Below are 12,628 nucleotides of genomic sequence, written 5' to 3' on the forward strand. Positions count from 1 at the left end.
GACAATGGATCAAACGATGCCTGCGGAATAGCAAGTATGTCATTAGACCAAACGAGTTTTGATTGTTCCAATGTAGGAGCCAACACGGTAACGTTAACAGTAACAGATAATAACGGAAACGTATCAACCTGTAGTGCAACAGTAACCGTTCAGGACAACACAGCACCAACAGTAGTTTGTCAGAATGCAACAGTTGTATTAGATGCCTCAGGAAACGGAAGCATCACGACTTCAGATATAGACAATGGATCAAACGATGCCTGCGGAATAGCAAGTATGTCATTAGACCAAACGAGTTTTGATTGTTCCAATATAGGAGCCAACACAGTAACGTTAACAGTAACAGACAATAACGGAAACGTATCGACTTGTAGTGCAACAGTAACTGTTCAGGATAACACAGCACCAACAGTTCCTAATCTACCTGTAATTTCTGCAGAGTGTAGTGTGACAGTCCCTGTTCCTACAGTATCAGATAATTGTTTGGGAACAATTACTGGAACTACATCTGACCCTTTAACCTATACAACTCAAGGATCATTTGCAATAACATGGAATTTTGATGATGGAAATGGAAATTCTATTAATGTTGTACAAAATGTAGTGGTTGATGATGTTACAGACCCAACAGCTATCTGCCAAGATATTACTGTTCAATTAGATGATACAACAGGTTTAGCTACAATTACTAGTACTCAAATTGATAATGGATCTAATGATAATTGCGGAGTAGTTAATTTATCTTTATCGCAAAGTACTTTTGATTGTACCGATATTGGAACAAACATAATAGTATTAACAGTAGACGATGGTAATGGAAACAGTTCTACTTGTTCAGCTTCAGTAACAGTTACGAGTCCAACTATTACAGGTGGAACTTTGATAGGTCATTTGGTTGATGGTAGTGGTGATCCAATTAATACGAATCCAGATTCTAATATCATAGAAGTAACGGCATGCCCTGATGAACCTCAATATGCTTTGTTGAATTTAAGTGGTTACACTGGGACTATTTCTGGTTATGAAGTTTCAACAGATGGTGGACTTAGCTGGAGTTCTCCTTCAAACGATAGTACTAATGCAACATATACTTCACTAGCAATAACCGAGACTACTTTAGTGAGAGCTGTAATTGCTTTTGGTAGTTGTGAGGCGAGATCAAATATTGTTTACTTAGCAGTCATTCCGCCAGATATTCCTCCAACTATCGTAAGCCATAGTGATTTAACAATTTGTTTAGGAAGTGATATAACTGTTGTGGCTCAAAGTGAGTTTGGAATTAATCCTGATTTAACTGAAGGAGGATTATTCAATACATCTAACCTTAATAATTTAGGGTGGTTAGTTGATGGTATGGCTACTTGGGATGCGAGTGGGAATACAGGAAATGATACGTATTGGAAAGGAACTAATGGTCCGAAAAATTTTAACAATAAATGTTATGATTCGCCAGAAGGAAATAAATTTGGAATAGCTAGTGGTATTCCTCCATATGATAGTCCAAATCATACAATAACACCATTAACAACTCTTGAAACACCAATATTTAATACATTAGGATTAACAACTGCTACTTTAGAGTTTGATCAAGCGTATTTTTTAGAGGCTGGAGCATGGGTGAAAATAGAACTTTCATTAAACGATGGTGCAACTTATCCAATTACTTTAGATCCAGGACCTTCTTATAATTATACTGGTCCTAGCAGTATTACTTTTGGAAATGTTGGATTTGGTGGAGGTGGACCTAATGGATGCAATGGAAGACCTCAGACTTATGTCGATAATCATGTTTCTATTGATCTTCAGGATTATATTGGTCTTGTTGGTTTACGAATTAAATTTACCTATCATGGGACAGCTAATAGTGCTTGGGCATTAGAAAATATTACTATTCCACAAGCTCCTATTGATGAAGTTATAGAATGGACAGATGAAAGCGGAGTTGTTGTTACCACAGGATCAACAACAACAATTACTCCTGTTACTCCAGGAGTACAAACCTATGGTGTTACCTCTTTGATTAATGGTTGTCGTTCTGATGGAGACGAGGGAACTGAGTTTATTTCTGTTAACGCAAGTTTAGCTTATGCAGGCGAAGATATAACGCAAATTGTTGCCGAATGTGGAGAGGAAGTGAGTTTAAACGCTTATGATAATACTATAACTGCTGCTGATAATATTGTTAATGGAGTTAATAATCCTGCAATATTTACTTCAGGTACGTATCCAGGAACTGGTGTTGCTGGTGTTTGGTCTGCAGTTTCTATTTCTGGGTGTGGTAGTAGTTATTCTTTTTCAGATATTTCTAGTCCAAGGTCAAAATTTTTCGCTGAACCTGGAACTTATGAATTGACTTGGACAATACCTTCTGTTGGGTGTTCGGATGTTATGTTAGTCACTATTGAAAGTTGTCCTACTGTGGATTTTGATGGAATTGACGACCATGTAACATTTAGCAATAATTATAATTTATCAAATCAATTTAGTCTTGAGGTTTGGGTTAAGCCAGAATCTGTAGTGGGTACTCAAGCCATTTTTTCTAAGCGTGATGCAAATGATTTATCTACAGGTTATGATTTAAGACTTAACAATTCTATTGTTCAATTTAACTGGAACGCCTCAGGAACTATTCAATCGTCATACCCAATATCAACAGATAGGTGGTATCATATTGCAGTAACTAACAACAATGGTACATATAGAATGTATATAGATGGAATTGAGGTTAGTACAGGAGTTTCTGGTGCTTCTCCTTCAAGTAATTCAATGAAAAGTTTAGTAGGAGCAATGGATCAAGCAAATAATGCTCCTAATAGACCTGTGAATTATTTTAATGGATGGATAGATGAGTTAAGGATATGGAATTCTGCATTAACCGTTGACCAAATTCGTCAAATGATGAATCAGGAAATTGAAGATAATACAGCTGTTATTGGAGCTGTAGTACCACTAGATGTTCCTGGTTTAAATTGGACTGATTTAGATGGGTATTATCGTATGGATTCTAATTGTGGGTTCTTAATTCCTTATAAAGGTATTAGAGGCCAACTTATCAATATGGATACAGCTCAGCCTAACACAGCTCCTTTACCTTATACATCTAGAGTTGATGGTCAATTATGGTCTACTGATAATACATGGACAGAATTTGATGTTTGGGATGCGCCTAATAGCATTGGTGTTGACGGAGTTACTCCAATCGATTGGAATATAGTTGAAACTTCTCATAATATTGATTCAGGTAACAAGGATATAACAGTGTTAGGTTTATTGTCTATAGTACCTAATAAAACATTAAATATTACTGACCCAGGAACCTCTCAAGATGAATACAATGATGGTCAGTTTTTAAGAGTAACTCACTACCTTAAATTGGATGGAAATATAGATTTATTTGGTGAGTCTCAGTTGCTTCAAGATGAAGGTAGTATATTGGATGTTACAAGTTCTGGTCAGTTAGAACGTGACCAACAAGGAACAACTAATTTGTATAATTACAACTACTGGACTTCTCCTGTTAGTGAATTAAGTACAACATCTAATAATAATCCGTTTGCAATTAATAGTGTTTTAAGAGATGGAACTAATTCAAATACACCATTAAGTTTGTTATGGACTACAGCTAATGACGCAATAGGAAGCACAACTCCTATTACCTTAAGTAGTAGATGGTTGTATGCTTATGAAAATTACCCTGAAGATACTTATGCTGCTTGGAGAGACTTGTCTGAAAATGATGCCCTAGCAACAGGTTTAGCATTTACAATGAAAGGAAGTGGAGCAGGAGACCCAGTAAATGATGTTCAAAATTATGTTTTTGTTGGAAAACCTAATAATGGTACTATCACTACTCCAGTTACTATAGGTAACCAAGCCTTAATAGGAAATCCATACCCTTCAGCAATTGATGCTAATGCCTTTATTTTTGATAATATTCCAGGTGGAAATCCAGGAACATCTCAAAGTATAGATGGAACATTGTATTTCTGGGAACATTATGTTTCTAATTTCACTCATATTTTAGAAGATTATGAAGGCGGTTATGCAACGTATAACCTTACAGGAGGAAATCCTGCAGTATCACCTCCTTTAGTGAGTGGTAGCGGAACACCAACCAAGATACCTGGACGATATATTCCTGTTTCTCAAGGGTTTTTTGTTACAGCAAGTCATTTAGGAGGAACTATTCAATTTAAAAATAGCCAGCGTGTATTTGTTAGAGAAACTTCTGCAAACTCTCAGTTTATAAGATCTAGCAATTCAAATGCTGGTACATCATATCAGGTTGATAGTGATCCAAATCAAGACATTAAACGTGTTAGAATTGAATTTAAAACTACTGATGGTAATATTCGCCCTTTATTGTTAGGGTTTGTGCCAAATAATATGGCTACAGATGGTATTGATGTTGCTTATGATGCTGAAAATGCTGATGCGGAGTTTTCAAACGACCTGTTTTGGAGAATAGAAGACAGGAATTTTACAACACAAGGAGTAGGAGATTTTGATGTTAATAGTCAATATCCTTTGGCAATGTTTATAAATACCTTTGGGACTTATGAAATATCGTTAAAGGCTTTGGAAAACTTTGAAACAGATATTGACGTATATGTGTATGATGCCTTAATGGGTACTTATTTTGAGATAAATGATGAAGCTTTCCAAATATTACTAGATCCAAATGATTACTTAGGTCGTTTTTATATCACATTTACAACAGAAAGTAGCCTATCAATTGATGATGAAGTTTTTGCTAAAACAATCATTAATTACTTAAACAATACTCAAGAAATTTACATTAAAACACCTAATGTGTCTGCTATTAAAAATGTCCAGTTAATAAATATGATAGGTCAAGAAATTCAGAATTGGGATAATATACAAGCGTTTGAGTTAAATGGAGCAGTAAGAATTCCTGTGACAAACATTCCAGATGGAAGTTATATTATAAAAGTTAGTTCAGATAAAACAACAAATAGTGTAAAAGCAATTGTGAAAAACAACTGATCATTTTCTATGATTTGAATTATCTTGTATAAAGTAAATTGATAGCTTTTTTTTGTAATTTTAAGCATTGTTAAATGCTATATTATGTCTGAAGAAAAGCTAGGATTAAATACCATTTGTACACATGTAGGTGAAATTAAAGACGAACAGTTTAAAGGAGCTGTATCTCCAATCTATATGTCAACATCTTATCAGTTTGAAGATGTGGATGTAAAACGTTATCCTCGTTATTTTAATACGCCTAATCAAGAATTTTTATCCAAAAAAATAGCAGCTTTAGAACATGCTGAAGCAGCTATGATTTTTGGTTCTGGTATGGCAGCTATCAGTACTACACTTTTTGCTTTTCTAAAAGCTGGAGACCATTTGGTAGTTCAAAACACATTGTATGGAGGTACAACAAATTTTATTAGGGAGGAGTTTCCAAAGCATAATATAGAGTACACATTTACAAATGGATTTAATGTGTCTGACTTTGAAAATGCGATAAAACCAAACACAAAACTTATTCTTATAGAAACCCCTTCAAACCCTCTATTAACAATTACTGATATAAAAGCTGTTGCAGATTTAGCAAAATCAAAAGGTATTGTAACCTGTATTGACAATACTTTTGCGAGTCCTGTAAATCAAAATCCTATTGATTTAGGAATTGATATTGTAATGCATTCAGCTACTAAATATTTAGGAGGTCATAGTGATATTTTAGCTGGAGCTATTGCAAGTTCTAATGAGCACATTGATACCATTTGGAATGTTGGTAAAAATCTAGGAGGAAGTTTAAGCGATTTTACGGTTTGGATGCTAGAACGTAGTATAAAAACGCTTGGTCTTAGAGTAAAAGCCCAAAACCGAAATGCTAAAAAAATGGCTAAGTTTTTAGATGCGCATATTGACATTAAAAAAGTGTATTACCCTGGTTTAAAAAGCCATCCGCAATATGATCTAGCTAAATCGCAAATGAAAGGTTTTGGAGGTATGTTGTCTTTTGAATTAGCTGACGGATTAGACGCTAGCCAATTTCAAAACGCATTAAAATTGATTAAACCTTCAATGAGTTTAGCAGGTGTAGAAAGCACAATGCTGTCGCCACATAAAACCTCACATGCATTATTAACACAAGAACAACGAGATAGCTTAGGGATAAGTGATAATTTGATACGTTTTTCTGTAGGAATTGAATCTCGAAAAGATTTAATGAATGATATTGAACAGGCTATTCATTCAGTGAAGAAGAGCCAACTAATAAGTTAAAAAAGAAATGAAATTAGATATACTTGCTATAGGAGCGCATCCTGATGATGTAGAGTTGGGTTGTGGCGCAACAATAGCCAAAGAAATTGCCAATGGTAAAACAGTAGGAATTATTGATTTAACTAGAGGTGAATTAGGAACACGAGGTACTGTTGAGACTCGAAAAGAAGAGGCTGAAAACTCAGCTAAAATATTAGGAGTTTCGGTAAGAGAAAACTTAGGATTTGCAGATGGGTTTTTTATAAATGATAAAAAGCATCAATTGGAAGTCATAAAAATGATTCGTAAATATCAACCAGAAGTCGTATTGTGTAATGCTATTGATGATAGACATATAGACCATGGTAAAGGTAGTAAACTAGTTAGTGATGCCTGTTTTTTAAGCGGACTTACAAAAATTGAAACTGAAATAGAAGGGAAACCACAGGAGCAATGGAGACCTAAACATGTATACCATTACATACAATGGAAAACAATAGAGCCTGATTTTGTGGTTGATGTTTCTGATGTAATTGATATTAAAATGAAATCTGTATTAGCTTATAAAACACAGTTTTATGACCCTAGTAATACAGCACCAAACACACCAATTTCAAGTAAAAACTTTACTGATAGTGTTAAATATAGAGCTAGGGATTTAGGACGGTTAATAGGAGTAGAGTTTGCTGAAGGCTTTACTGTAGAACGCTATGTAGCAGTAAATAGCATATTTGATTTAAAATAATTTAAAAAAACACTTTGTAGAAAATAGTAAATGAATTACATTTGCAATCCAATTTAAAATGGTGGTTGTAGCTCAGTTGGTTAGAGCGCCTGATTGTGGTTCAGGAGGTCGTCGGTTCGAGACCGATCTTCCACCCAAAAATAAAAGCCTTTCAGTATTCTGAAAGGCTTCTTTTGTATAATGCATTTAGGCTTTAATCTTTTTTGGCTTTATCAACAATAAGTCTTTGCTCTCTATTAGCAACTTCCCAAGCAGTATAAAACACTAGGCGAGTTCTGTTTTCTAATAAATCGTATTCAATTTTATCTGGTGTGTCTGTTGGTCTGTGATAATCTTCATGAGTTCCATTATAATAAAAAATAACAGGAATATTGTTTTTAGCAAAGTTATAATGGTCAGACCTGTAGTAAAAACGGTTTGGGTCAGTTTCATTATTGTATTTGTAATCTAAATTTATCTTTGTGTAATTATTATTCGCCTTTTGTAAAGCACTATCTAGCTCAGAGCTTAACATATCAGACCCAATTACATAAACATAATTTCTGTCGTCCTTATGAGCTTCATCAACACGACCAATCATGTCAATATTTAAGTTGGCAACCGTATTTTTTAAAGGAAAAATAGGATCACTGTCAGTATAATATTTTGAACCTAAAAGTCCCTTTTCTTCACCTGTAACGTGTAAAAACAATATAGAACGTTTTGGTCCATAGCCATCATTTACAGCGGTTTTAAATGCTTCAGCAATTTCTAAAATAGCAACTGTGCCAGAGCCATCATCGTCAGCACCATTGTATACTTTTCCATCCTTTATACCCTCGTGGTCTAAGTGAGCAGATATAACAACAATTTCATCAGGTTTTTCAGTTCCTTTAATAAAGGCAACCACGTTTTCTGAATGTACTGGAGTTACTTCACTTTTAATATCAATAGACAAACTAGTATTAATAGTCTTAGCTTGGTCGTCTTCAAGGATATTTTCATAAATGGCTTTAGCTGTTGTGCTGTTAACCATAAATTGTGGTAAATCAGAATCATTGTTTATTAATGAAATTCTACCTTTACTTTGCGAATTAGAAACTCGTTTGTAATAAGCTGCATATCTAGGAAAAGTAACATCGTCTAAAATAATAATAGCTTTCGCACCTTTTTCTGATGCAACATTCTTTTTTGCACTTCTAGCTCTTCGACCTTCAGACCAAGTAGTGTTTTCAGTTTTACCTGTGGTAACATAAGTTCCATCTTCGTTTTTAGGTTCACCAGCTTTAATTAATACTACCTTATTTTTAACATCAATATTTTTATAGTCTGAATAATTTTCGGCTTCAATACCATAGCCTGCATAAACAATGTCATTTACCGAAAATGATTGCGTTGTTGGACTCCCTATAGAAATAAAGTCTTCAAGATTAAGTAAGTTTTTATTGTTAAGTTGAATATTTACTTCAGGAGTTTTTCTGGCTTCAAGAGCCACTTCTTGAAAGTAATCATCATCACTTAAAGGAGATGGTATTTCTAAGTTTTTGTATTGTTGTTTTAAGTATTCTACTGCTTTTTTCTGTCCTGGTTCTCCAGTATTTCTACCTTCAAATTCATCAGAAGCATAAATGTAGAGCATTTCTTTAAGTTCTGCAGAGGTAATCGTGTTACCATACTTGGTTGGGTCAGCTGGAGCTTTAGGTTTGGAATCAACTGAGTTTTTTGTTGAGTTACAACTAAATGCTAAAGCGCTTAGAGTAACTCCTAAAATTAATTTTTTCATTAGCTATTAATTAGTTTGGAGAGAATGTATGTAATTAAAAATTTAGCGATAATACAAAAAGTTATTTGTAACCTTGATTAAAGCTTAAATCTTTAACAGATTTTAACAACAATTTTTAACATTATTTTTTATCGGCAACTATACGGTTTTTAGAATTGGCTAAATACCAAGCTGTAGTAAAAATAAGTTGTGTGCGTTTTTGAAGTAACGGATAGTTAATTTTGTCTGGAGTGTCAGTTGGTTTATGATAATCTTCATGCTCTCCATTGAAATAAAAAATTACAGGAATACCTTTTAAAGCAAAGTTATAGTGGTCAGACCTATAGTAATAACGGTTGATATCGCTTTCTTTGTTTAACTCATAATCGAGTTCAAGATTTGTGAAAGTATCATTTGCAATTTCAGAGATGTAATGTAGCTCAGTACTTAATCTATCATCGCCAATTACATATATATACTCAGGGTTTTCAATATGTTTTTCATCTACTCGACCAATCATATCCATATTAAGATTAGCAACTGTATTTTTTAATGAAAAAACAGGATGATCAGTATAATAAGTTGAGCCTTTTAACCCAATTTCCTCACCAGTAAGGTGTAAAAATGCAATACTTCGTTTTGGACCAAATCCTTTTTTTTGTGCTATTTTAAAAGCTTGGGCAATTTCCATTAATGCTGCTGTACCAGAAGCGTTATCGTCAGCACCATAATAAACTTGATCTTCTTTTACACCTTCATGATCTAGATGCGCAGAGATAATGATAACTTCGTCAGGGTATTCTGTACCTTTTATATAAGAAATTACATTTTGAGAACTTTTTATGTCATCAGAAAAGAATGATTCTGGAATTTGTTGGTAATAGTTGTTTTCTCCTAAAGGGGAACTTATAGCTTCATTGATATAATAATCTTTAATGTAGTTTGAAGCTTTATGGTAACCTAACTCTCCTGTTTTTCTTCCTTGAAATTCACTAGAAGACAAATCGTAAACCAATTTTTTTAACTCGCTAGAGTCAATGGTTTTAGAAATTTCTTTGATTTGTTGTGAGTTCTCAAAAACAATATTGTCTTTAATATCTTGAATTTTTTCGCTATATCTTTTTGTTGCACAAGAACCTACTAAAGATAGTGCTGAAGCAAAAATAAATACCTTCATCTATTAACCTCTTATTTTCAGTCAAATAAACTAAAAAAAAAGGGAATACCGAAGTATTCCCAATGATTTTTAAGCGATGGATTTTTAATCTATTTCAAGACCATCGAGTTCTTCCATATCAATATCATCAATCTCTTCAATGTCAAGATCTTCAAGGATTTCTTTAGAATCTTCAACAGATTCATCTGCACGTTCTTGGAGTTCTTCGGTATCACCAACTTCAACTTCGTTAAATACCGATTTGTAAGTGGTAATTCCAATAGATACAATTGTAAGTATAAAAATATACTGAACAACTTTTTTAGATTGGTTTTGTTTTTTTGATAGGTAAAAAATTGCAAGCCCTAAAATAAATGCTACAATAGCAGGGATTAATGCAATGTTTGATAATGGAGTTACAGCTAAAACTACAGCAAGAACAGCTGCAATAAATCCTAGTATTACTAAAAATTTTCTCATTGATGTTTAATTTTTTAAGCCAGAAGCCGATTTTATTTTTAACTCACCACTTCCTACTGCAATTTTAAATTTAGCATAAACAGGAATTTTATTTTCATCGGCAGTTAACCATAATAAGTTGTCATTAGAACCTTTAAGTACATTACTGTTATTTATAGAAATAGCTAGTTTATAGCATGTTTTTTTACCAATGTTGGTTGAAATAGTTTCAGTTCCTAAATATTTAAAATTAACAACGTTTTCTTTATTGTCAAACAAAACAGTAAATGATTTAGAGGTTCCTGTTGAGTAGCTAGAAAAATCTAAAGTTCTCAATTTGTATAGAGTAGATACTAAATCGCGAGTGGCACTTCCTATGGATACATTTTTGTTTTCATCCCAAAAAGTTCCATCTTTTCTCTTTTTTCTTTTTAAACTTTTAACAGTACCAGTTTTATGACTGTATTTGTACTGCATAAACTTGTAATAACCACCTTCGTTTATATCTCTTTTGTAAAGATAAGGCGTAAGCGTTTTAGGGCTTACGTAGCTTTCGTATAAGTCTCTAATTTTAAAAAAATTATCCCATTTGCTATATGTGGCAGCAGTACATTTTAGCCTTAGTAATGTAGCTTTAGAGGTTTTTACCTCACTAGTTTCCATAGTTACTTGGGCTAAGTCAGTCATTAAACCTGACATATTATAAGAAGCAGTAAATGTTAATTTTTCTCCAGCGCCAACAGCATTGTTTTGAGAATAGGTGAGTGATGAGATTAAAATAGCGAGTACTAAAATAATTCTTTGCATAGGTTTTAGTTTGATTTCTATAACGAAGATAATAACATTTATTGTGCCAAATGTATTTTTAATTTATAACAATAAAAAAAACGCTCCATAAAATTATGAAGCGTTTTAAGCGGAGAAAGAGGGATTCGAACCCCCGGAGGTGTGACCCTCAACAGTTTTCAAGACTGCCGCATTCGACCACTCTGCCATTTCTCCGATTGCGGATGCAAATATAGAACCCTTTTTTATTTCTTTCAAATAAAAACAACAATTTTTTATACTAAATATAATACTATAGAATTAATTTATGGAATGTATATCCTCTAAACCTATGCAAGTGTTAACTTTGCACAAAAATTTAAAAATAAATAATGGATATAATAAATAGTCTTAAATGGCGATATGCAACAAAAAAATTTGATGCAACTAAAATTATTTCTAACGAAAAGCTAAATATAATTAAAGAAGCATTTAATTTGACAGCAACATCTTTTGGTTTACAAACTATAAGTATGGTTATTGTTTCTGATAAAGAAGTTAGAAATTCTTTAGTAGAACATTCATACAATCAATTACAAGTAAAAGAAGCTTCACATTTGTTGGTTATATGCATACAAGATAATATTACTGATGAAGATGTTGATAAACATTTTGATAATGTTAGTAATATAAGAAACACACCAGAGCACATTTTAGCACCATTTAGAGCAAATTTAAAAACCATGATGCAGCGAATGACTGAACATGAAAGACAACAATGGTCAATTAAACAAGCTTATATTGCTTTAGGTAATTTAATGACTGTTTGTGCTATTGAAAAGATAGATTCTTGCCCTATGGAAGGTTTTAAAGCTGATAGCTATGATGAAATTTTAAACTTAAAAGATAAAAATTTAAAATCTGTATTGTTACTACCTGTTGGTTATAGAGCAGAAGACGATATGTTTGCTTCGTTTAAGAAAGTTAGAAAGAATGTTAATAATGCTGTTATTGAATATTAATAATATTCGTTAAAAAAGGCTTTGCCTTAATCGCTGAATAATTTATATTTGTTAATCTTATTAATTAATACTTCACTTATGAAAAAGCTTATCGTATTATTCGTTTGCCTAATTAGTTTAAACTTTTATGCACAAGAAAGTCAGTTTAATTGGTTAACAGATTTAAACACAGCTGTTAAAGCTTCAAAAGACCAAAACAAACCAATTTTGTTATTTTTTACTGATACTAATTCAACTGAAAGTCAGAAAATGAATATTGAATTATTCAAATCTCAGGAGTTTAAAGCTATCGCTGATAAAGCAATACTTTTAATTGCTGATAACTCTTCTGAAAACAATATACCTAAGCGATTAATTATTCATTATAATAAGATCAATCAATTTTCATCATTTGTAACTTTAGATTCTACAGGTAAAGCAATTGGTACTCCAACTACTGATTTCAGCACAGAATCATTAAACAGTTATATTTCGTTTTTAAACTCGCTTTAAAATTACTA

Annotated in this window: 9 protein-coding genes and 2 tRNA genes; 6 read left to right on the forward strand and 5 right to left on the reverse strand. The window is 32.8% G+C overall.

What is annotated here, in order from left to right; translation table 11 throughout:
• The 4 genes from DMZ43_RS14245 to DMZ43_RS14260 all read left to right on the forward strand — a co-directional run.
• A partial coding sequence (locus DMZ43_RS14245) for a LamG-like jellyroll fold domain-containing protein (protein ID WP_305036028.1) occupies nt 1-5,007 on the forward strand: 5,007 nt, incomplete at its 5' end.
• Nucleotides 5,008-5,091: 84 nt separating this feature from the next.
• On the forward strand, nt 5,092-6,261 hold the full coding sequence (locus tag DMZ43_RS14250; RefSeq protein ID WP_131509007.1) for a PLP-dependent aspartate aminotransferase family protein: 1,170 nt from the start codon (nt 5,092-5,094) through the stop codon (nt 6,259-6,261).
• Nucleotides 6,262-6,268: 7 nt separating this feature from the next.
• Complete coding sequence (bshB1, locus tag DMZ43_RS14255; protein WP_129761739.1) at nt 6,269-6,985, forward strand: bacillithiol biosynthesis deacetylase BshB1; 717 nt, start codon at nt 6,269-6,271, stop codon at nt 6,983-6,985.
• 60 nt (nt 6,986-7,045) lie between these two features.
• Nucleotides 7,046-7,121: transfer RNA gene (locus DMZ43_RS14260), tRNA-His, on the forward strand.
• A gap of 57 nt (nt 7,122-7,178) precedes the next feature.
• Here the strand turns inward: DMZ43_RS14260 and DMZ43_RS14265 are convergent.
• The 5 genes from DMZ43_RS14265 to DMZ43_RS14285 all read right to left on the reverse strand — a co-directional run bounded on the left by DMZ43_RS14265 (nt 7,179) and on the right by DMZ43_RS14285 (nt 11,343).
• Nucleotides 7,179-8,747, reverse strand: a complete 1,569-nt coding sequence (locus DMZ43_RS14265; protein WP_131509008.1) for a M28 family peptidase — start codon at nt 8,745-8,747, stop codon at nt 7,179-7,181.
• Nucleotides 8,748-8,868: 121 nt separating this feature from the next.
• The gene (locus DMZ43_RS14270) at nt 8,869-9,903 is read right to left on the reverse strand and encodes a M28 family metallopeptidase (protein ID WP_131509009.1); all 1,035 of its coding nucleotides are present in this window, start codon (nt 9,901-9,903) and stop codon (nt 8,869-8,871) included.
• Nucleotides 9,904-9,987: 84 nt separating this feature from the next.
• Nucleotides 9,988-10,362 (reverse strand): FUSC family protein, encoded by a 375-nt coding sequence (locus DMZ43_RS14275; protein WP_131509010.1) that lies wholly within the window; start codon nt 10,360-10,362, stop codon nt 9,988-9,990.
• 6 nt (nt 10,363-10,368) lie between these two features.
• The gene (locus tag DMZ43_RS14280) at nt 10,369-11,148 is read right to left on the reverse strand and encodes a DUF3108 domain-containing protein (protein WP_129761743.1); all 780 of its coding nucleotides are present in this window, start codon (nt 11,146-11,148) and stop codon (nt 10,369-10,371) included.
• Between the two features lie 110 nt (nt 11,149-11,258).
• Nucleotides 11,259-11,343, reverse strand: a tRNA-Ser gene (locus DMZ43_RS14285).
• Nucleotides 11,344-11,498: 155 nt separating this feature from the next.
• Here DMZ43_RS14285 and DMZ43_RS14290 point away from each other — a divergent pair.
• Nucleotides 11,499-12,128 carry an NAD(P)H-dependent oxidoreductase gene (locus DMZ43_RS14290; protein WP_131509011.1) on the forward strand — a complete coding sequence of 210 codons (630 nt, stop codon included), beginning with the start codon at nt 11,499-11,501 and terminating at the stop codon, nt 12,126-12,128.
• Nucleotides 12,129-12,206: 78 nt separating this feature from the next.
• Nucleotides 12,207-12,620 (forward strand): thioredoxin family protein, encoded by a 414-nt coding sequence (locus DMZ43_RS14295; protein ID WP_131509012.1) that lies wholly within the window; start codon nt 12,207-12,209, stop codon nt 12,618-12,620.
• The last annotated feature ends 8 nt before the right edge of the window (nt 12,621-12,628 follow it).

It is taken from the genome of Meridianimaribacter sp. CL38, assembly GCF_004328055.1.
GTDB classification, from domain to species: domain Bacteria; phylum Bacteroidota; class Bacteroidia; order Flavobacteriales; family Flavobacteriaceae; genus Gaetbulibacter_B; species Gaetbulibacter_B jejuensis.